The 20687-nt window shown below is 69.3% G+C and carries 19 protein-coding genes and 1 riboswitch; of the genes, 11 read left to right on the plus strand and 8 right to left on the minus strand.

The features are described from left to right. Positions 1-32: 32 nt before the first annotated feature. Positions 33-1679, minus strand: coding sequence for a phosphomethylpyrimidine synthase ThiC (gene thiC, locus ACZ5IK_RS01660; protein WP_465486104.1), 1647 nt, complete (start codon positions 1677-1679; stop codon positions 33-35). Continuing rightward, a riboswitch (TPP riboswitch) is annotated at positions 1673-1803 on the minus strand. (Overlaps the previous gene by 7 nt.) 242 nt (positions 1804-2045) lie before the next feature. Between thiC and ACZ5IK_RS01665 the strand changes: the two genes are divergently transcribed. Further along, positions 2046-4235, plus strand: a complete 2190-nt coding sequence (locus tag ACZ5IK_RS01665; protein ID WP_465486105.1) for a glycoside hydrolase family 15 protein — start codon at positions 2046-2048, stop codon at positions 4233-4235. A 76-nt stretch (positions 4236-4311) separates the two neighbouring features. On the opposite strand, the gene ACZ5IK_RS01670 is transcribed toward ACZ5IK_RS01665, so the two are convergent. After that, positions 4312-4878 carry a peptide deformylase gene (locus ACZ5IK_RS01670; RefSeq protein WP_465486106.1) on the minus strand — a complete coding sequence of 189 codons (567 nt, stop codon included), beginning with the start codon at positions 4876-4878 and terminating at the stop codon, positions 4312-4314. A 157-nt stretch (positions 4879-5035) separates the two neighbouring features. Between ACZ5IK_RS01670 and ACZ5IK_RS01675 the strand changes: the two genes are divergently transcribed. Further along, complete coding sequence (locus ACZ5IK_RS01675; protein ID WP_101610936.1) at positions 5036-5347, plus strand: DUF3263 domain-containing protein; 312 nt, start codon at positions 5036-5038, stop codon at positions 5345-5347. Continuing rightward, complete coding sequence (locus ACZ5IK_RS01680) at positions 5344-5979, plus strand: LytR C-terminal domain-containing protein (RefSeq protein WP_465486107.1); 636 nt, start codon at positions 5344-5346, stop codon at positions 5977-5979. The genes ACZ5IK_RS01675 and ACZ5IK_RS01680 overlap by 4 nt, the downstream gene beginning before the upstream one ends. Before the next feature lie 54 nt (positions 5980-6033). On the opposite strand, the gene ACZ5IK_RS01685 is transcribed toward ACZ5IK_RS01680, so the two are convergent. After that, on the minus strand, positions 6034-8313 hold the full coding sequence (locus ACZ5IK_RS01685; RefSeq protein WP_465486108.1) for an AAA family ATPase: 2280 nt from the start codon (positions 8311-8313) through the stop codon (positions 6034-6036). Positions 8314-8332: 19 nt separating this feature from the next. Then, positions 8333-8941 carry a nitroreductase family protein gene (locus tag ACZ5IK_RS01690; RefSeq protein ID WP_465486109.1) on the minus strand — a complete coding sequence of 203 codons (609 nt, stop codon included), beginning with the start codon at positions 8939-8941 and terminating at the stop codon, positions 8333-8335. Between the two features lie 81 nt (positions 8942-9022). Here ACZ5IK_RS01690 and ACZ5IK_RS01695 point away from each other — a divergent pair, with 81 nt between their 5' ends. Next, a complete protein-coding gene (locus ACZ5IK_RS01695; RefSeq protein ID WP_465486110.1) occupies positions 9023-9655 on the plus strand; it encodes a TetR/AcrR family transcriptional regulator C-terminal domain-containing protein in 633 nt (210 codons plus the stop codon). Between the two features lie 259 nt (positions 9656-9914). Here the strand turns inward: ACZ5IK_RS01695 and pssA are convergent, their stop codons facing one another. From pssA to ACZ5IK_RS01710, 3 genes are all read right to left on the minus strand, one after another. Next, complete coding sequence (gene pssA, locus ACZ5IK_RS01700; RefSeq protein WP_465486111.1) at positions 9915-10886, minus strand: CDP-diacylglycerol--serine O-phosphatidyltransferase; 972 nt, start codon at positions 10884-10886, stop codon at positions 9915-9917. Positions 10887-10889: 3 nt separating this feature from the next. Next, positions 10890-11618 carry a phosphatidylserine decarboxylase gene (locus ACZ5IK_RS01705; protein ID WP_465486112.1) on the minus strand — a complete coding sequence of 243 codons (729 nt, stop codon included), beginning with the start codon at positions 11616-11618 and terminating at the stop codon, positions 10890-10892. A 477-nt stretch (positions 11619-12095) separates the two neighbouring features. Further along, positions 12096-12386 (minus strand): GlsB/YeaQ/YmgE family stress response membrane protein, encoded by a 291-nt coding sequence (locus ACZ5IK_RS01710; protein ID WP_101610928.1) that lies wholly within the window; start codon positions 12384-12386, stop codon positions 12096-12098. 80 nt (positions 12387-12466) lie between these two features. Here ACZ5IK_RS01710 and ACZ5IK_RS01715 point away from each other — a divergent pair, with 80 nt between their 5' ends. After that, positions 12467-13030 (plus strand): ArsR/SmtB family transcription factor, encoded by a 564-nt coding sequence (locus ACZ5IK_RS01715; protein WP_465486113.1) that lies wholly within the window; start codon positions 12467-12469, stop codon positions 13028-13030. Further along, positions 13027-14280 (plus strand): MFS transporter, encoded by a 1254-nt coding sequence (locus ACZ5IK_RS01720; protein WP_465486114.1) that lies wholly within the window; start codon positions 13027-13029, stop codon positions 14278-14280. The genes ACZ5IK_RS01715 and ACZ5IK_RS01720 overlap by 4 nt, the downstream gene beginning before the upstream one ends. Before the next feature lie 19 nt (positions 14281-14299). Here the strand turns inward: ACZ5IK_RS01720 and moeA are convergent, their stop codons facing one another. Beyond that, the gene (moeA, locus tag ACZ5IK_RS01725) at positions 14300-15493 is read right to left on the minus strand and encodes a molybdopterin molybdotransferase MoeA (RefSeq protein WP_465486115.1); all 1194 of its coding nucleotides are present in this window, start codon (positions 15491-15493) and stop codon (positions 14300-14302) included. A gap of 74 nt (positions 15494-15567) precedes the next feature. On the opposite strand from moeA, the gene ACZ5IK_RS01730 reads away from it, so the two are divergent. From ACZ5IK_RS01730 to groL, 5 genes are all read left to right on the plus strand, one after another. Continuing rightward, positions 15568-16245 (plus strand): TIGR00266 family protein, encoded by a 678-nt coding sequence (locus tag ACZ5IK_RS01730; RefSeq protein WP_101610925.1) that lies wholly within the window; start codon positions 15568-15570, stop codon positions 16243-16245. Positions 16246-16249: 4 nt separating this feature from the next. After that, positions 16250-16873, plus strand: a complete 624-nt coding sequence (locus ACZ5IK_RS01735; protein ID WP_101610924.1) for an AIM24 family protein — start codon at positions 16250-16252, stop codon at positions 16871-16873. Between the two features lie 114 nt (positions 16874-16987). Further along, positions 16988-17191, plus strand: coding sequence for a cold-shock protein (locus ACZ5IK_RS01740; RefSeq protein ID WP_076160121.1), 204 nt, complete (start codon positions 16988-16990; stop codon positions 17189-17191). 57 nt (positions 17192-17248) lie between these two features. Next, complete coding sequence (locus tag ACZ5IK_RS01745) at positions 17249-18691, plus strand: serine/threonine-protein kinase (RefSeq protein ID WP_465486116.1); 1443 nt, start codon at positions 17249-17251, stop codon at positions 18689-18691. 263 nt (positions 18692-18954) lie between these two features. After that, on the plus strand, positions 18955-20583 hold the full coding sequence (gene groL, locus ACZ5IK_RS01750) for a chaperonin GroEL (protein WP_101610922.1): 1629 nt from the start codon (positions 18955-18957) through the stop codon (positions 20581-20583). The last annotated feature ends 104 nt before the right edge of the window (positions 20584-20687 follow it).

Here is a 20687-nt window from a genome sequence, read left to right on the forward strand (position 1 = left end):
CGCCTCCGCGGGAGAGAGTGCGTCGGCGTGTGTCACTGATTGACCACCGGCAGGTAGACCTTGTTGCCCTGCTCGGCGAACTCGTTCGACTTCTCCGACATACCGGCTTCGATGGCTTCCACAGTGGACAGTCCGTGTTCCTCGGCGTACTTGCGGACGTCCTGGGTGATGCGCATCGAGCAGAACTTCGGCCCGCACATCGAGCAGAAGTGCGCCGTCTTCGCCGGTTCCGCGGGCAGCGTCTCGTCGTGGTACGCGCGGGCGGTGTCGGGGTCCAGCGACAGGTTGAACTGGTCGTTCCAGCGGAATTCGAAGCGGGCCTTGGAAAGCTCGTCGTCCCACTCCTGCGCGTACTGGTGCCCCTTGGCGAGGTCGGCGGCGTGTGCGGCGATCTTGTAGGTGATCACCCCGGTCTTGACGTCGTCGCGGTTGGGCAGGCCTAGGTGCTCCTTCGGCGTGACGTAGCAGAGCATCGCCGTGCCGTACCAGCCGATCTGCGCCGCGCCGATGGCCGAGGTGATGTGGTCGTACGCCGGCGCGATGTCGGTCGTGAGCGGGCCGAGGGTGTAGAACGGCGCCTCGCCGGTCAGCTTCTCCTCGAGTTCGACGTTCTCCTTGATCTTGTGCATCGGCACGTGGCCGGGGCCCTCGATCATCACCTGGACGTCGTGCTCGCGCGCGATGTGCGTGAGCTCGCCCAGCGTCTCCAGTTCGGCGAACTGCGCGCGGTCGTTCGCGTCGGCGATCGAGCCGGGACGCAGGCCGTCACCGAGGGAGAAGGTGACGTCGTACTCGCGCAGGATCTCGCAGAGCTCGGCGAAGTTGGTGTACAGGAACGATTCCTTGTGGTGCGCGAGGCACCACGCCGCCATGATCGAGCCACCGCGCGAGACGATGCCGGTGACCCGGCGCGCGGTCAGCGGGATGTAGCGCAGCAGGACGCCCGCGTGCACGGTGACGTAGTCGACGCCCTGTTCGCACTGCTCGATGATCGTGTCGCGGTAGACCTCCCACGACAGTTTTTCCGGCTCCCCGTCGACCTTTTCCAGCGCCTGGTAGATCGGCACGGTGCCGACCGGGACCGGCGAGTTGCGGACGATCCACTCGCGGGTCTCGTGGATCCGCTTGCCGGTGGAGAGGTCCATGATCGTGTCGGCACCCCAGCGGGTGGCCCACACCATCTTGTCGACCTCTTCCTCCACGGACGACCAGACGGCCGAGTTGCCCATGTTGGCGTTGATCTTCACCAGGAACTTCTTGCCGATGATCATCGGCTCGGACTCCGGGTGCTTGCGGTTGGCGGGGATCACCGCGCGACCGCGCGCGACCTCGTCCCGCACGAATTCCGGCGAGCAGCGCTCGCGTGCCGCGACGTACTCCATCTCGCGGGTGATGACGCCCTGTTTCGCCCAGCCCAGCTGGGTGTTGTGCGCACGGCCGTCCGCCCAGCCGGCGCGCAGCCGGTGCAGTCCACTGTGGACATCGATCTGCGCGTCGTCGTCGGTGTACGGGCCGGAAGTATCGTAAACGTCGAAATGCTCGCCGTTGGAAAGATCGATCCGCCTCGCGGGGACCCGGAGACCGGATTCCGTCTGGTTGTAGACCTTGTGGGAACCGGTGATCGGCCCGGTGGTCACGGTCGGCGTGACGTTCTGGGCACCGTTTTCAAGCGTCGTCAACGACGTTCACTCCCTACGCCGGCATTACCCGGTCAGGTTCATGCGGTCGGCGGCGCCGGGTCTTCTAGAAAGACACCAGCCGCCCTCTCAGCCCGCCATGGCGCGAGCTCCCGCGTTGTTTGGTTGTGCCCCGACCATGCCACGCCGGGGCTCGGACAATCAACCCTCCAGGGGATCGGTCACTCCGAAGCCGCATCTAGAGGACTGGTTGCGGTTCATGCGCGCGCATCTACCGCAACCAGTCCTCTAGATGCGTGATCGACATGTCGACAGCGTTAGCGGTTCACCGGTTTGGAGCATGTGCTCGCGGAGGATTCACGACAGAATCCCGAAGGTTCTGCACCGTTACAGAAGTCTGGGGTGGTTATGCGAAAACTCGTGCTCCCGGCACTGGCAGGCGTACTGATCGCGGGGCTGGTCCCGGCGGTCGCCGAGGCCCAGGGCAGTGAAACACAGGGCGGTGAGGCGCCCGGAGCGCCCGGCGCCCATCCGAGCTGGCTCCCGGCGGACAAGACCGGCTTCGGCACCGCCCGTGACCGGGCGAGCAACGTCTGGTTCACCCTCCAGGGTGGCCGGATGTCCGAGGTCTACTACCCGGATCTGTCCACGCCGAGCGTCCGCTCGCTGGACCTCGTCGTCACCGACGGGAAGAGCTTCGCCACCGTCGACTCTTCGGCCAAGTCGCAGCAGGTGCGGCGCACCGGCGCGGACGGCCTCACCTACGAGCAGACCATCACCGACGACCGGCGCCGCTGGAAAGTGCGCAAGACCTACGTCACCGACCCGGCTCGCACGAGTGTGCTGATCGACGTCGACTTCGTCTCGCTGACCGGCCGCCCGTACCAGGTGTACGCGGTCGCGGACCCGGATCTCACCAACGAAGGCTCCGACGACTCCGCGCGATCCGGCGTGGCGAACGCGGTCGCGTCCGACGCGAAGACCGCGGCCGCGCTGACCGCGGAACCGGCGTTCTCGCACACTTCCGTGGGGTACGCGGGTTCCTCCGACGGCATCACCCAGCTGACGAAGTCCTTCGCGCTCAAGGATTACGCGAGCGCGGCGAAGGGCAACGTGCTGCTCACCGGGCGGACGTCCGCCGATGGTGTCCGCTCGCGGGACTTCACGCTCTCGCTCGGCATGGGCGCGAAGGACTCCGAAGCACTCACCAACGCGAAAGCCTCGCTACGGCGCGGATTCGCCGACGCCGCCCGCGCGTACGACCGCGGCTGGAAGCAGTACCTCCGCCAGGTGAAGGACGTCCCGTCGTCCCTCAAGACCAAGAAGGAACGGGACCTCTACAAGGCGTCCGTGCTGATGCTCGCGGCCAGCGAGGACAAGATCCACCAGGGGGCGCTCATCGCGTCGCCGAGCATGCCGTGGCGGTTCGGTAACAACGACCCGGAGTGGTCGCCGTCGGGCACCTATCACCTGGTCTGGCCCCGTGACCTCTACCAGATCGCGACCGGCCTGCTCGCCGCCGGTGATCGCGACGCCGCCAACCGGTCGGTCGACTACATGTTCGGCACACAGCAGCTTCCGGACGGGCACCTGCCACAGAACAGTCACGTCGACGGCACGCCGTACTGGACGTCCATCCAGCTCGACGAGACCGCGCTGCCGATCGTGCTCGCGCAGCAACTCGGCCGCACCGACGCCAAAACCTGGCAGGGCGTGCGCAAGGCGGCGGAATTCCTGCTGTCCTACAAGGCGGACAACGGCCACGCGTCGCCGTACAGCCAGCAGGAACGCTGGGAAGAGCAGGACGGCTACTCGCCTTCGACGATCGCCGCGGTGATCGCCGGACTGGTCTGCGCGGCGGATCTCGCCAAGGCGAACGGCGCGGCCGCCGACGCGAAGCGCTACCTCGACACCGCCGACGCGTTCAAGGCGAAACTCGCCCGGTGGACGGTGACCACGAACGGTCCGCTGTCGAAGGACCCGTACTTCGTCCGGCTGACCAAGGACGGCAACGCGGACAACGGCACGAAGTACAACCTCGGCAACTCCAGCGTCACGATGGACCAGCGTGCCGTGACCGACGCGGGCTTCCTCGAACTGGTGAGGCTGGGCATCTACCGGGCCGACGATCCGGTGATCCGCAACAGCGTCAAGGTCACCGACGCCGACATCGCGTTCACCACCCCGACGGGTCAGTTCTGGCACCGCTACACGAAGGACGGCTACGGCGAGAAGGCTGACGGCTCACCTTGGGACTACACGTTCCCTGCCGAAAGCCGGACCACCTTCGGGCGACTCTGGCCCCTGCTCGCGGGTGAACGCGGCGAGTACGACCTCGCCGCCGGTGACCGGGGTACGGCCGCGAAGCGCCTTCGCGACCTAGGGCGCGTCAGCAGCTCCGGGGACACCATGCCGGAGCAGGTCTGGGACGAGAACGCGCCTTCGGGGCAGACGGGCTTCCCCGCGGGCACGCCGACGGCGTCCGCGACCCCGTTGGCCTGGACGCACGCCCAGTACCTCCGGCTCGCCTGGTCGGTGGAGGCCGGGAAGGTGATCGAGCAGCCACGCGTGGTGCGGTGCCACTTCCTGGGCTGTTGAGCGGCCCCTGAACGTCAGGAAAGGGGCTTTCAAGACATTTTTTGTCCTGAAAGCCCCTTTCCTGACACCAGAGAGGTCAGTCGACGGCGGTTTCGGGTTCGGGCAGCCACGAGTTGCCCGGAACGCCCCACTGGTTCGCCTTGAGCATCTTCTTCGCCGCCCGGGCGTGGCGCCCGACCAGCCGGTCGAGGTAGATGAAGCCGTCCAGGTGATCGGTCTCGTGCTGGAGGCAGCGCGCGAGGTAGCCGGTGCCCTCCACCTCGATCGGGTTGCCGTCGGCGTCGAAGCCGGTGACCTTCGCCCACGAAGCGCGGCCGGTCGGGTACGACTCGCCGGGGGCGGACAGGCAGCCTTCCCAGTCGTCGTCCGGGTCCGGCATCGTCTCCGGGATCTCCGAGGTCTCGAGCTTCGGGTTCACCACGACGCCCTTGTGGCGGGTGCCCTCGTCGTCGGGGCAGTCGTAGACGAACACGCGCTGGTCGAGGCCGATCTGGTTGGCCGCGAGGCCGACCCCTTCGGCGGCGTACATGGTCTCGAACATGTCGTCGATGAGCGTGCGCAGCTTGTCGTCGAACTCGGTGATCTCCCGAGTCGGGTTGTGCAGCACGGGCTCGCCGGCGATCACGATGGGATGGACGGTCACGAGCGCAGTTTAGTCGGACCCTTCTGGTACACCCTTACCCATGACGCGCCGACGCCGATACCGAGGCCGGGCGCCGGATCCGTGGTCTAATGGCGCCGCGGAATGACAAGCCTGTGGTTTCACGCCGCCGAGCACTGACCTGATTGCGAGGAGTCGGATGGACGCCGCGGAGTCGATGGCTGAGCCCGACCAGCCGTCCCCGTCGGAGACCGTGCACGGCCTCAGCGAGCGCGAGCTCGACATGCTCGCTTTCGAACGGCAGTGGTGGAAGTACGCCGGCGCGAAGGAACAGGCCATCCGTGAACGCTTCTCGATGTCGTCGACGCGTTATTACCAGCTGTTGAACCGGCTGCTCGAGAAGACCGAAGCCATGCAGGCCGATCCGATGCTGGTGAAGCGCCTGCGAAAGACGCGAGCGGCCCGGCAGCGCAATCGCGCGGCCCGGCGACTGGGGATCGATCTCTCATGAGTCTGTTTTCGGGCCTGTCCCGGCCGATGAAGGCCGCCGGACTGGCCTTGGTCGGTGTCGCCGTGATCGCCGCCGTGATCGGCGGGATCACCCTGACCACCGGCGGCGGTGATTCGGACACGGCGACGCCGCCCGGCACCACGCCCACGACCTCGGACGGCGCGACACCGCCGTCGAGTCCGGCTCCGGGCTCGCCTTCGGCCAGCTCACCGCCCGCCTCGTCGGCGCCACCGTCGAGCGCGCCCGCCAGCTCCGCGCCGCCGGCGAGCCAGCCGGGGCAGACCGGCCAGCCCGGGCCGGGCCAGCCGGGCGGAGACCAGCAGGCGTCGCACAAGTGGGTGACCGTGCGCGTCTACAACAACAGCCTGATCCAAGGTCTCGCCGAGCAGGCCGCGAAGGACTTCCGTGCCTCCGGCTGGAACGTCTCCGAGGTCAAGGGCTACCAGGGCAAGCTCCCCGAGACCGTGGCCTACTACCGGCCTGGCACCGACGAGGAAGCCGCCGCGAAGGCGCTGGCCCTGGAGTTCGGCTTCCGCGCCGAGCCGAGGTTCGCGGAGATCCAGAACATCGGCCCGGGTGTGATCGTGATCGTCACCAAGGACTACAAGGTCAACGACAAGACCGGCTCTTAGCCGAGTACGCGAAAGGCCCTCTTCCTCGCGATGGGAAGAGGGCCTTTCGCGTATTCACGCCTGGTTCTGGGCGTAAGCCTCCAGAGCCGCCAGCTGGGCCGGGTCGAGCGACGGCCGCACGGCCTCGGCCGCCTTCGCCAGATGCGCGGCGGTGACCTCCTTGGCCTCCAGCGACTCCCGCATCGCGGTCAGCGCCGCCTCCCGGATCAGCGCCGCGCAGTCCGCCGCCGAGTAACCGTCCAAAGTGGCCGCATAGGCCGCGAGGTCCACATCGGACGCGAGCGGTGTGTTCTTCGCGCTGGCGGCCAGGATCGCCTCACGCGCGTGCGCGTCCGGCGGCGGGACGTAGACGCGACGCTCCAGTCGTCCCGGCCGCAGCAGGGCCGGGTCGACCAGTTCCGGCCGGTTCGTCGCGCCGAGGACGACGACCTCGCGCATCGGCTCGACACCGTCCAGCTCGGTGAGCAGGGCCGCGACGACCCGGTCCGACACGCCCGAGTCCGAGGACTGACCGCGGCGCGGGGCGAGCGCGTCGATCTCGTCGAGGAAGATCAGTGACGGCGCGGCCTCGGAGGCTCGCCGGAAGAGCTCCCGCACCGCGCGCTCGGACTCGCCGACCCATTTGTCCATCAGCTCGGCGCCCTTGACCGCGAAAACGTTCAGCGCGCCGGTGCCGGCGAGCGCGCGGACCAGGAAGGTCTTGCCGCCGCCGGGCGGCCCGTAGAGGAGCACGCCGCGCGGCGGGTCGACGCCGAGGCGGGCGAACGAGTCCGGGTAGCGCAGTGGCCACAGCACCGCCTCGGTGAGCGACTGCTTGACGTCGGTCATGTTGCCGACGTCGTCGAGGGTGAGCCCGCCGGTGGCCAGATTGTCCGAAGTGGACATCGAGATCGGGCGGACGGTGGTCAGCGCGTCGAGCAGGTCCTGCTGGGAGATCCGCGGCTCGTCCGCCTCACGTTGCCGCAGCGCGGCGCGGAGGGCGGCGTCACGGCGGAGCGCGATGAGGTCGGCGGCCACGAAACCGGGGGTGCGTTCGGCGATCGGGCCGACGTCGACGCCGGTCTCCAGCGGAGCGTCGCGCAGGAGCACGCGCAGCAGTTCCGTGCGGGTCTTGGCGTCCGGGAGCGGCAGGCCGAGTTCGCGGTCGAGCAGGTCGGCGGCGCGCAGCCTCGGATCGGTGGACTCGGCCCGCCCGGTGGTGGCGATGACCGCGAAACCCTTGCTGCGCAAGGCCTTGCGCAGGTCATCGAGGACGACCGTCGCGAGCGGCGGCGGCTGGGACGCGGGCAGCAGCGCGTCGATGTCGGTGATCAGCAGGACGGCGGGGTCTTCGTCGCGCGTGGCCTGCTCGATCGCCTCGCGCAGCCGCGCGGCGGCCACGTTCGGATCCAGAACGGCGATGTTCGGCGCCGCGAGCGACACCACTCGCACCTTCTCGGCCTGTGCCACGGCGCGGACCAGAGTCGCCTTCCCGACGCCTTCCGGCCCGGACAGCAGGACGCCGAGATGCGCCGACGTCCCGAGTTTGGCCAGCAGCTCCGGGCGGTGGAAGGCCAGGTCGAACCATTCGGCGAGCTTGCGCGCGGCCGATTCGGATCCGGCGAGGTCCGACAGGGGAGGCACGGCTTCCTCGGCCACCTCGTCGAGCTGTTCGTCTTCGACGATCTCGGCGTCGATGAAGTCCTCGTGCGGAGTCGAGGGTGTGCTGCGCACCAAGGTCGTCCCGGCACGGGCCGGGGCGGCGGCGGGCGCGGCCTCGCCGGTGCGGGCACCGTCACGCCAGCTGACCACAGTGGACGGTCCGACGGCGACCGGTCCCGACGGCTCGGTGGCGGTGACGGTGAGCAGCTCGTTCGTCCACGTCATGCCGATGGCGCGGGAAAGCTGGCCGCGGACCGCGGAGACGTCGGAGCCCGGCGCGGGCGCGAGATCCTGGGGGAGCAGGGAAACCGCGTCGCCGACGGTCAGCACCTTGCCGATCAGGGCGAGCCGCAGGGTGTGCGGGGAGAGCGACACGCTCGCCATCCGCGAACCCGACACGGTGACCGTCTTCGCCGCCGACACCTCCGCCGGCGCGACGACCACTTCCGAGCCTTCGGTCACGCCGAGGTTCGACATCGTGACGTCGTCGAGGAGGATCACGCCCGGGATCCCCTCCGCCTCCGACGGGGCGGCCAGCGCGGAACTGACCCGCGCGCCGGTGAGGCGGACGGCGTCCCAGGCCATCAGGCCGAGCGCGTCGAGGACTTCGGGGTGCAGCCGGACGACGCCGCGGCGGGAATCCAGGGCGGACGGGGTGTGCCGGACGGTCAGCGTGATCTGGGGTGCGCTCACCCCATCACCCTATCCAGGCTCAGGCGGCCCAGCCGTTGAAGTGCGCGATCCGGTCGAGTGGCGGCCGCTTGCCGGGCCGGAAGTCCCGCTGGGTCGTGTACGCGACGGCCAGCAGGGAGATTTGCGTGACGTCGCCGGGGATTCCGAGGATCCCGGCGACGTCGGCTTCGTGGTCGGCGAGGTGGTAGCCGCACATCGAGCTGCCGAGGCCCTTGGCGCGCAGGGCGAGCTGGAAGCTCCAGATCGCCGGGTACGACGAGCCGTAGTAGGCGCTCTGCTCGATGTGTCCCTCCGGCGGGCGGCCGGTCAGGCAGGGGATCACCAGCGCCGGGACACGGTCGAGGTTGTCGACGAGGTGCCGCGCCGAGGTGAAGGCGGACGGGTCGACGAGATGCTCGTAGCGCTTCATCGTGGCGATGGCGTCTTCGCGGACGATCCGCGCGATGGGGGTGCGCAGGGCGGGGTCGGTCACGACCACCCAATGCGCGGCGTCGAGGAGATTCCCCGCGGCCGGGGCCTGCTGCGCGATCCGGAGGCAGTCCTTGAGCACGTCGGTGGGCACCGGGCGCTCGAAGTCGAGTTTGCGGCGGACCGAGCGGGTGGTGGTGAGCAGGGTTTCGGCGTCCATGATTCCTCCCAGGGGTGACTTACGACGTAAGCATACGATGTAAGTACTTACGGCGTAAGTGGCTCGCGGTAGATTCGGGTCATGGCGCTCAGCAGGGAGAAGGTGCTCGACGCCGCGCTGCGGCTCGCGAGCGAACACGGCCTGGCCGGGCTGTCGATGCGAAAATTGGCCGCTGAGCTGGGCGTCGAGGCGATGTCGCTGTACAACCACGTCGCGAACAAGGGCGATCTGCTCGACGGGTTGACCGCGCGGGTCTTCGAAGGTGTCCCGCTGCCCGCTCCCGGTCCTTGGGATTCGCGGCTGCGGGCGCTCACCTCCGGCCTGTACACGGCGTTTTCGCGCTATCCGGTCGTCGTGCGCGCTTTGGCGACGGATCAGGCCAACCCGCGTTCGGTGGGGGCGCTGAAGTTCATCGACGCGATGCTCGAGGCGCTCCTGGACGCGGGGCTGGACGAGCGCGGTGCCGCGCGGGGCTACCGATCGCTGATGGGGCTGGTGTTCGGGGCCGTGCTGACCGAATCCGTGGGACTTTCCGGCGGCGTTTCCGAGGAGCGGGCCGAACCTGTCGACGCGTGGTTTCAGCGGCTGGTGACCGCGCGTGAGCTGCCGGCCCTGCACCGGGTGCTGCCGTCGATGCTGGAGGGCGACTGCCTGCAGGACTTCGAATTCCAGCTGGACCTGGTGATCGGCGGGCTGGCCGCTTCGGCGCGGTGAGCAAGGGACCTTTGGTGTCGCCTGGGCTCGGTGGCGGGTCCCGGATGTCATGAAAGGGTCGTTCAGGACACTTTTCGTCCTGAACGACCCTTTCATGACACGTACTCACCGCACTTGTCCCCAAGTTGTCCACAGGGTCACCTCGTTGTGGACAACTCCCGCTCCCGCCCCCCGTTTCCCCAGGCCCCGTCGGTCGGCCTCGATACGCTGGGCGCGGGGCCGTCCCCCTGGGACGGGCGGGGGGTGGGGGAACGCGGGGTCAGCGTTTACGGAGGCCGATCCGGCGCCACGAGCGGCGCCGAGGGCCCCGCCCGTTGTCGCGGTCCTTGTCGTTGGTGAGGGTGCGCGGAGCGCGTGCGACGTGCTGTTCGCCTCGCTGCAGCCGGACGCGCTGGGCGGCACCGGCCACCACGCGCCGCAACGGCGGGCGCAGGCCCAGTCGTCGGCGGCTCGAGGAACGGCGGATCGCCCGCCGTTCCCGCGGCGGCGCCATCCACGCCTCCGGGTGCTTGGCCAGCCAGCGCTGCCGGTACATCGAGTACGGGATGTGCGCCAGGTACAGCACCAGCGCGATCGCCAGCGCCACCAGCGGGAACTGGATGATCGCGGCGGCCAGCAGGCCCACCCCGACCAGCAGCGGCGCGATCGCCTTCGCCGGCGCCCTCACCGTCTTCAGCGAAAGCGTCGGGATCCGGCTGATCAGCAGCGCGGCCACGGCGATCGTCCACACCCACACCGTGTACTGGTGCGACCACCAGCCCTGCCCGAACTGCAGCTCCAGGATCAGCGGCAGCATCGCCAGCAGGCCACCGGCGGGCGCGGGCACGCCGACGAAGAACTCGCCCGCGTACGGCGGCTGCTCGGTGTCCTCGATCAGCGTGTTGAACCGCGCCAGCCGCAGGATCATGCAGACCGCGAAGATCAGCGAAGCCACCCAGCCGATCCGCTCGCCCTCGGCGTGCCAGACGTACAGCACCAGCGCGGGCGCGACACCGAACGAGATGCCGTCGGACAGCGAGTCGAGCTCCTGCCCCATCTTCGACGTCGCGTCCAGCAGCCGCGCGATCCGGCCGTCGAGGCTGTCGAGCACCGCGGCGATCCCGATCGACGCGATCGCCATCGGATAGTTGCCGATCAGCGCGAACTGCACCGACGACAGACCGGCGCACAGGGCGAGCACCGTGATGGCGTTCGGCAGCAGCCGCACGCCGGGAGTGGTCACACGGACCATGGATCAGCCTTCCGAGTGCGGCGCCGAGGGCAGCTCGGCGATCGGGGTCTCGCCGCCGATCGTGCGCTGGCCCTTCGAGACGAGGACCTTGCTGCCCGGAGGCAGGTACAGGTCGACTCGCGAGCCGAAGCGGATGATGCCGTACGTCGAGCCGACGCCGACCTTGTCGCCCTCGCGGATTTCGCAGAGGATGCGCCGCGCCACCAGCCCGGCGATCTGCACCACGACGAGCTCGTGGCCGTCTTCGGTGCGCATGAGCACGGAGTTGCGCTCGTTGTCCTCGCTCGCCTTGTCCAGGTCCGCCGACAGGAACTTCCCGGGCCGGTACGCGACCCGCTCGATCACACCCGACGCCGGGATCCGCTGGACGTGCACGTCGAACACCGACAGGAACACGCTCACCCGCATCCGCGGCTCGGCGGACAAGCCCAGCTCGGGCGGCGGCACGGCCTCCTCGATCAGCGAGACCAGACCGTCCGCCGACGCGACCGCGAGGCCGGACTGGGCGGGCGGGACGCGCTTGGGCTCACGGAAGAACGCGGCCGTGGCGGCCGTCGCGAGCGCGCCGACGACACCGAGGCGCTTGGAGAACTTCCGCAGCACCAGCGTCGCGGCGAGACCGCCGAACACGAACGGCCTGCCGGCCGGGTGCATCGGCGGAACGGTCTCGCGGGCCAGCTTCACGGCGTGCGTGAGTGGGTTTCCAGTGGATTCCGGCCGGTTGCCGCTCATTGGTCGGGTTCACCGCAGTTCGTGTCGGGGGGTGGGGGCATGAAGAGCCACCACGCTACCGCCCGGTCCAGGGGCGGGCCGTGGCCTCCCCCGGAAGGGTTTCCCCGGCTCGGGTGGGAGGGACCACATCCCGGTAACGGAAGGTGGAAATACGCGATAACTCTAGGTAATTGATGCCGATCGCCGACCTTGAGGACCCGCGAATGCCCGCCAGCCCGGACCCCGTGGGTGAGCGACTCGCCGAGCTGTTCCGAGCCTGGAAGAGGGACATCTCGGCGGCGCCGATGCCTTCGCTCATCGACCCCGTCCGCGCCGTCTCGGTCATCGCCGAGGCACGCGCGTCCGGATGCATATGCCCCCCGACGGCACATGCACCCGGACGCGGCCACTGGAACTGAGCGAAAGTCCCACTCTAGTTCGCCGGACGTCGGTGATCACCGGTCACGGGAAAACCGTTACCAACGGTCACTCCCATGATCACCGGCGATACGGCGGCCGCGAGTCGCGCCGCCCGGAGCCGCGCACCAGCCGCAGCAGGGCGAGCAGCACGATCGAGCCGAGAATGGCCACGCCGAAGCTGGGAAAGTCGAACTCGAAGGACCGCTCGGTGCCCGTCGCGAGGCGGTAGATGAAACCGCCGAGCGCCGCGCCGAGCACGCCCACCAGGATGCTGAACAGGCAGCCGCCACGGCGGTCCGGCCCGCCCACCACGACGTTGGCCAGCCACCCGGCGATGGCGCCGAACACGATCCACGAGAAGAAACCCATGCCATGAGATTACCGGCGTGGATGGAGTAGCGCACAAGAAGACTTGTACAAGAGCTGTTGTGCAACTACTGTTGTGCGTTATGGCCGACCGTGAAGTGCGTGAAGTCCACGATTCGAAGGTGCTCGCCGCGATGTCCCACCCGCTGCGCCGCCGCCTGCTCGACGTCCTCCGCCTCGACGGTCCGTGCACGGCGTCCGTGCTCGCCGAGCGGACCGGGCAGGCGGTCGGGAACGTCAGTCACCATCTGAAGGTGCTGGCCGCCAGCGACCTGGTCGAGGAGGCGCCGGAACTGGCCCGAGACCGGCGCGAGCGCTGGTGGCGCCGCGTCGGTTACGCGGTGTCCTGGTCGCCGTCGGACTTCCCCGACGATCCGGTCGCGGCCGCCGCCGAATCCCTCGCCCTCGAACGCCAGGTTTCCATGGCGCGCCAATGGTTCGCCGAACGCGAGACCTACCCGGAGGAGTGGCATCGAGCCGCCTTCGCCACCGACAGCTGGATGAAGCTCTCGGTCGCGGAAATGGCCGAAATCGAGGGCCGGATCCAGGCGCTGGTCCGGGAGTACAGCGACCGGGAACGGCCGGACGACGGCCAGGAACGCAGGCCGGTGTTCTTCGCCACCCGAGCCGTCCCGGCCCGGCCGTGAGCGTCCGCGAACGCGGCGGATTGCTGCGCTCCCGGGATTTCCGGCTGCTCTGGACCGGCGAGACGACCAGCGTGCTCGGCAGTTCCATCGCGGTCGTCGCGCTGCCGCTCGTCGCCGTGGTCGCCTTGCAGGCCAGTACGTTCGCGGTCGGACTGCTGACAGCGGCCGCCTGGCTGCCGTGGCTGTTGATCGGCCTGCCGGCGGGCGCCTGGGTCGACCGGCGGCCGAAACGGCCGATCATGCTGGCGTGCAACACCTTCTCCATGCTGGTGTTCCTGAGCGTCCCGATCGCCGCGTGGTTCGAGCTGCTCACGATGACCCAACTGCTCATCGTCGCCCTGGCGGGCGGAGTCGCGAAGGTGTTCTTCAACGTCGCCTACCGCGCGTACCTGCCTTCCCTGGTCGAGAAGGAAGACCTCCAGGAGGCCAACGAGAAACTGCAGGGCAGTGAGTCCGCCGCGCAGATCGGCGGTCCCGCTTTCGCCGGTCTGCTCGCCCACGCGTTCGGCGCCGTCGCCGGGGTGCTCGCCGACGCCGTCAGTTTCGGGATCTCCGTGCTGTGCCTGCGCTCCATCCGCTACCGCGAACCGGAGCGCCCGGCCAAGACGCGGACGCGACTGCGGGACGAGATCCGCGAGGGTCTCGACTTCGTCCTCCACGACCGGTACCTGCGGGTGTTCGCGGTCTTCGGCGCGATCTCGAACGTCGCGCTCATGGGTTACCAGTCGATCGAGGTCGTGTTCCTCGTCCGGGATCTCGGCGTGGGAGTGGGTACCGCCGGAGTCGTGCTCGCCCTCGCCGGTCTGGGTGGCGTCGTCGGAGCCGCGTTGTCGGGCAAGCTCGCCGCGCGGATCGGCACCGCGCGGGCCTTCGTGCTCTGCGAGGCCTTCGGGGCGCTGATGATGTTGCTGGGACCGCTAGCGCGGGACGGCTGGGGGCTCGCCTTCTTCGTCGCCGCCGGATTCTCGCTCAGTGCCGGTGTCGTCGGCTCGAACGTCCTCAACGCCACCTTCAAACAGCGCTACGTCCCGGCGGCGATGTTCGGCCGGGTCACCGCGAGCATGTCCGTGCTCAGCTTCGGCGCGATCGCGCTCGGCGGCCTGCTCGGCGGGATCCTCGGTGAGACCGCCGGTGTACGGCAGACGCTGGGCTTGATGGCCGGGCTCGAGGTCATCGCCGTCGCGGCCCTGCTGTTCACCCCGATCGGCCGGTGCCGCGACTTCCCCTCCGTGTCGCGTTCAGCGGGCTGAACGCGACACGGCAGGAGGGTCACAGCAGCAGGACGTCCACCTCGTCGCCCTGCTCGGCCGAGTCCACGTCCTCCGGCAGCACGATCAGGCAGTTGGCCTGCGTGAACGACGCCAGCAGATGCGAGCCGGGGCCGCCGCGCGGCCCGACGACCCCGGTGACCTCTCCCTCTGAATGCGTGTAGAAGCCCCGCCGGAACTGACGCCGCCCGGCGGGGGACTTCATCGCCTCGGTCAGCCGGGCCCGCACCTTCCGCCGGTCGACGCCGGAATGCCCCATCGCCGCGAGCAACGCCGGCCGCAGGAACGCCTCGAACGAGACGAGCACGCTCACCGGGTTGCCCGGCAACGTCACCACCGGCACACCGTTCCACCGCCCGCAGCCCTGCGGCCCGCCCGGCTGCATCGCGACCTTCCGGAATTCCACGCCCTGCCCGGTCAGCGCGTCCTTCACCACCTCGTAGGCCCCCGCGCTGACTCCGCCCGAGGTCACCAGCAGATCCACGTCCGCCAGCCGCGGCTCGATCACCGCGCGGAACTCGTCCACGTCGTCGACGACACTGCGCACGACCTCGGCCTCGCAGCCGAGCGCGCGGATAGCGGACGCCAGCATGATGCTGTTCGACTCGTAGATCTGCCCGTGCCGCAACGGATTCGGCGCGTCGACGAGTTCGGTGCCGGTGGACACGACGAGCACTTTCAGCGGCCTCCGCACCGGAACCTCGGCGAGGCCGACAGCCGCCGCGAGACCCAGTTGCGCCGGGCCGAGCACGGTTCCGGCGGGCAGCGCCACCGTGCCCTCGACGACGTCTTCGCCGAGATGCCGGATGTGCGCGTCCGGGACGGCTGTCCTGAGAATCCGGACGTCGGTCACGCCGCCGTCCGTGTGCTCGACCATCACGACGGCGTCCGCGCCGGGCGGCAGCGGCGCGCCGGTCATGATCCGGTGCGCGGTCCCCGGCTCCAGCGCCCCGATCTCGACGCGGCCGGCGGGGATGTCGTCGGCGACGGGAAGCGTCACGGGAACTTCGGCGACATCCGCGGCGCGGACGGCGTAACCGTCCATCGCGGAGTTGTCGAACGGCGGCAGCGAAACCCCCGCGAGCACGTCCTCGGCCAGGACGAGCCCGGCGGCGGAGGCGAGCGGAAGGCTGATGACGGGGGCGTTCCCGAGCAGGCCGGTGACGGTCTCACGGTGGGCGTCGACGGAGATCACGCCGACCATCCTCCCGCCTCCGGGCCCGCATGCAAGACTCTGCGCGTCACAACGACCACCGGGGAGAAGAAGACATGCAGGTTCAGATCCGTCACCAGCCATCGTTCGCGGTGGCGAGGCTCATGCTCGCGCCGGGTGAACCGGCGCAGGTCGAGTCGGGCGCGATGATGGCGACGAGCTACGGCGTGCAGGTCCAGTCACAGGCGCAGGGCGGCATCATGAAGGGCCTCGGCCGCGCCTTCCTCTCCGGCGAGTCCTTCTTCATCTCCACCTACACCGCCCCGCAGAACGGCGGCTGGGTCGACGTCGCCGCGAACCTGCCGGGCGACATGCAGATCATCAACCTCGACGGCCGCACCGGCTGGTGCGTCACCCGCGGCTCGTGGCTCGCGTCCTCCCACGGCGTGCAGACCGAGACCAAATGGGGCGGGCTCAAGAACCTCGTCGGCGGCGAAGGCGGCTTCCTGACCCACGCGACGGGACAGGGCCCGCTGGTCGTGGCCTGCTACGGCGCGCTGGAGACGGTCACCCTCCAGCAGGGCGAGGTGATCACCATCGACACCGGGCACGTCGTCGCGTTCGCGGACACCGTGCAGTACCAGGTCCGCAAGGTCGCCACCGGCGTCATCCAGTCGATGAAGAGCGGCGAAGGCCTCGTCTTCGACTTCGCCGGGCCTGGCCAGCTGCTCACCCAGACCCGTAACCCGTCGGCGCTGTCCGCCTGGGTGATCGCCCAGGTCCCCGCCCGCTGAGCGCATGCGCGTCCAGACCAGGCACACCCCCAACTTCGGGGTCGCCCGCATCCTGCTGTCCCCCGGCGAAGCCGTCCAGGCCGCCGGGGACACCATGCTGGCCAGCAGTTTCGGCATCACCGAAACCGTTCCCGCGCGCGGGGGTTCCCGGGCGGGCAAAGCCGCCCCGTCGGTGTTCAACGCGCCGGAGGGCGGCGGCTGGATCGACTTCGCGCCGCTGACCGCCGGCGACGTCTACCCGCTGGAGTTCACCGGCGGCGCGGGCTGGTGCGTGAGCCGCGACGCGATCCTCGCCCGGCCGGCGACCATCAGGCAGGACCCCGGCTGGGCGCCGCTGCAGAAGCTCTTCGGGGCCGATTCCGGTTTCTTGGAGCACTACAGCGGAAGCGGCCCGCTCGTGCTGGCCGCGCAGGGTCCCGTCGACGCCTTCGAACTCACGGCGGGCGAACTCGTCACCGTGCGGCCGGACTTCCTGCTGGCCTATCCGGACACCGTGCAGTGCCGTCTCCGCGCCGTCGACCAGGCGGGCCCGCAGTCGGTCCGCACCGGCGAGGGGCTCGCGCTGGACTTCGCAGGACCAGGACGCGTCCTGGTGCAAGCGCGCAATAGGCGGCTTTCTCGCGGGTGACCTTAGGGCGAATCGACCATTGCCGACGCCGGTAATTCGGGTAGCGTGAACTGCACTCGAAACCGCCGTCCGGGGCAGAGAAGGCCGGCGGGCCCCGTGCTGAGGGAGTGCGCAGTGGCAGTCGGCACCGTCAAATGGTTCAACTCGGAAAAGGGCTACGGATTCATCGAATCCACCGAAGGGCCCGACGTCTTCGTCCACTACTCGGCCATTCAGGCCGACGGATTCCGGACGCTCGACGAGGGTGATCGCGTGGAATTCGAAGTCCAGTCCGGCCGTGACGGGCGGAGTCAAGCGGCGGACGTGCGCAAGGTCTAGCCGAGACTTCAGCCGACCCCCGGCAGCCGCCGGAACTGGCGCGTTAGGCTGCGCTGCGTGACAGGCGATGAGTCGGGGGACCTGACCGGTCGCCGGCTGGGCAACTACCGCATCGACGGTGTGCTCGGCAAGGGCGGCATGAGCGTGACCTACAAGGCCACGGACGTGCGGCTCGGACGCAAGGTGGCACTGAAGGTCATCGGTGATCACCTGGGGGCCGACGCCGAGTTCCGCGAACGCTTCGTCGACGAGGCGCGGAACACGTCCGCGATCGACCATGCCAACGTCGTGCCCTTGTACGACTTCGGCGAGCTCGAAGGCATGCTCTACATCGCCATGCGGATGGTCGACGGCGGGGACCTCGCCGGGCTGATCTCCGGCGGCCCGATCGCGCCCGTCCGCACGCTCACCATGCTCGACCAGGTCGCCGACGCACTCGACACCCTGCACAACCGGGGTCTGGTGCACCTCGACGTCAAACCGGCCAACGTCCTGGTCACCAGCAAGGAGACCTCGCGCGAGCACGTCTACGTCGCCGACTTCGGCCTGACCCGCCGCGGCGCCACCGGACACCGCACCCGCGGCGGAGACTTCCTCGGTTCGCCGACCTACGCCGCGCCCGAGCACCTGCGCGGCGAGCCGCTCGACGGCCGCACCGACCAGTACGCCCTCACCTGCGTCCTCTACGCCTGCCTGACCGGCAGCCCGCCCTTCAAGGGCGACGTGCAGACGGTCATCAAGGGGCACCTGAACGGCGAGCCCCCGGCCATCTCGCGGATCGTCGGCGTGCCCGCCGGGATCGACGAGGTCGTCCGGAAGGGAATGGCGAAGAATCCCGCCGATCGCTACCCGAACTGTGTTGAGATGATCGCGGCCGCCAGGCGCGCCCTCGGTCCGCTCGCGGCGTCGAACGAGCCTCCGGGCCCGCCAGGGCAGGCGGCGGCCGCGACCGTCCAGCAGGCGGTACCGCAACGGCAGAACACGCCGCCACAGGGAGAGGGGGGCCCCGTGCACCCGTACGGAGGACAGCAGCCCGGCTACGGCCAGCAGGGACCGGGACCGCAGGGTCCCCCGCCGCAAGGCCCTCCGCCCGGGTACGGCCCGCCGCCGCAGCAGGGCGGCTACCAGCAGCCCGGTGGTTTCCAGCAGGGCCCGCCCCCGGGTTACGGCCCCCCGCCGCAGCAAGGCGGTTTCCAGCAGGGTGGCTTCCAGCAAGGCCCGCCCCCCGGCTATGGCCCCCCGCCGCAGCAGCAGGGCGGTTTCCAGCAGCAGCCCAAGAAGGGCGGCGGCGCCAAGTGGATCTGGATCATCGTCGGCGTCCTCGTGGTCGCGGGCGCGATCGTCGCGGCGATCCTCGTCTTCGGTGATTCGAGCAGTGGCAACGGCCCGCAGACCACCGCGCCGAACATCCCGGTCGGCCCCGGCGACTCGCAGTCGCAGTCCCCGGAGTCGTCGGCGAAGGCTCCTCCGACGTCGATCTCCATCAAGCCGGGCAACTGACGCGGCACCACGCTGACCTGCGGTTCTTGCACTCGACCCTGGAGAGTGCTAAACACGGCATTGGCACTCGACGCCGTCGAGTGCCAGGCAGGCGGTCACCGACCGCTCGCCTGAAGGTCGGGACGGTGAGGCCGCACCCTTGAGTGGGTGGGTCGTCCGTCGCGGGCACCGAGCCTGGCCGAGGAAGAGTCCTGCCGCCGCGCTTCTGTGACATTCGAGTACAGAGCGTGCGGCGGCGCCCAATACCGGAGGACCACACCGAAATGGCCAAACTGATCGCGTTCGACGAGGACGCCCGCCGCGGTCTTGAGCGTGGCTTGAACATCCTCGCCGAAGCCGTCAAGGTGACCCTCGGCCCGCGGGGCCGGAACGTCGTGCTCGAAAAGAAGTGGGGCGCGCCGACGATCACCAACGACGGTGTCTCCATCGCCAAGGAGATCGAGCTCGAGGACCCGTGGGAGAAGATCGGGGCCGAGCTCGTCAAGGAAGTTGCCAAGAAGACCGACGACGTCGCGGGTGACGGCACCACCACCGCCACCGTGCTCGCCCAGGCTCTCGTCCGCGAGGGTCTGCGCAACGTCGCCGCCGGGGCCGACCCCATCAGCCTGAAGCGCGGCATCGAGGCGGCCGTCGAGGCCATCACCGAGCAGCTGCACAAGATGGCCGTCCAGATCGAGACCAAGGAGCAGATCGCTGCTACCGCCTCGATCTCGGCCGCTGACCGCACCATCGGCGAGCTCATCGCCGAGGCGCTGGACAAGGTCGGCAAGGAAGGCGTCGTCACCGTCGAGGAGAGCAACACCTTCGGGCTCGAGCTCGAGCTCACCGAGGGTATGCGCTTCGACAAGGGCTACATCTCCGGTTACTTCGTGACCGACCCGGAGCGTCAGGAAGCCGAGCTCGAGGACCCGTACGTCCTCCTCTTCGGTTCCAAGATCTCCACCGTCAAGGACGTGCTGCCGCTGCTGGAGAAGGTCATCCAGTCCGGCAAGCCGCTGCTGATCATCGCCGAGGACGTCGAGGGCGAGGCTCTGGCCACCCTGATCGTCAACAAGATGCGCGGCACCTTCAAGTCCGTCGCCGTCAAGGCCCCGGGCTTCGGTGACCGCCGCAAGGCGATCCTGCAGGACATCGCGATCCTGACCGGTGGCCAGGTCATCTCCGAGGACGTCGGCCTCAAGCTGGAGAACGCGGACCTTTCCCTGCTGGGCAAGGCGCGCAAGGCCGTCATCACCAAGGACGAGACCACCATCGTCGAGGGTGCGGGCGACGCCGACCAGATCCAGGGTCGCGTCAACCAGATCCGCGCCGAGATCGAGAACTCGGACTCGGACTACGACCGCGAGAAGCTCCAGGAGCGTCTGGCGAAGCTGGCCGGCGGCGTGGCCGTCATCAAGGCCGGTGCCGCCACCGAGGTCGAGCTGAAGGAGCGCAAGCACCGCATCGAGGATGCAGTGCGCAACGCCAAGGCCGCCGTCGAAGAGGGCATCGTCGCCGGTGGTGGCGTCGCTCTCATCCAGGCCGCCGAGGCTGCCTTCGCCGGTCTGAAGCTCGAGGGCGACGAGGCCACTGGTGCCAACATCGTCAAGGTCGCCGTCGAGGCGCCGCTCAAGCAGATCGCGATCAACGCCGGCCTCGAAGGCGGCGTCGTGGCGGAGAAGGTCAAGTCCCTCCCGCAGGGTCACGGCCTCAACGCCGCCACCGGTGTCTACGAGGACCTGCTCGCCGCCGGCGTGCCGGACCCCACGAAGGTCACCCGCTCCGCGCTGCAGAACGCCGCTTCCATCGCGGCGCTGTTCCTGACCACCGAAGCCGTCGTGGCGGACAAGCCGGAGAAGGCCTCGGCCGCTCCCGCCGACCCGTCCGGTGGCATGGGCGGCATGGACTTCTGAGTTCGAGCCCGTAACACCGGAAAGCCCGGACGCGCCTCGCGCGTCCGGGCTTTTCCTTGTCGTGAGTGCGGGACCGGGCGGTCCGCCGATCCCGCCACCGTGAG

Source organism: Amycolatopsis sp. NPDC031561, assembly GCF_055580625.1.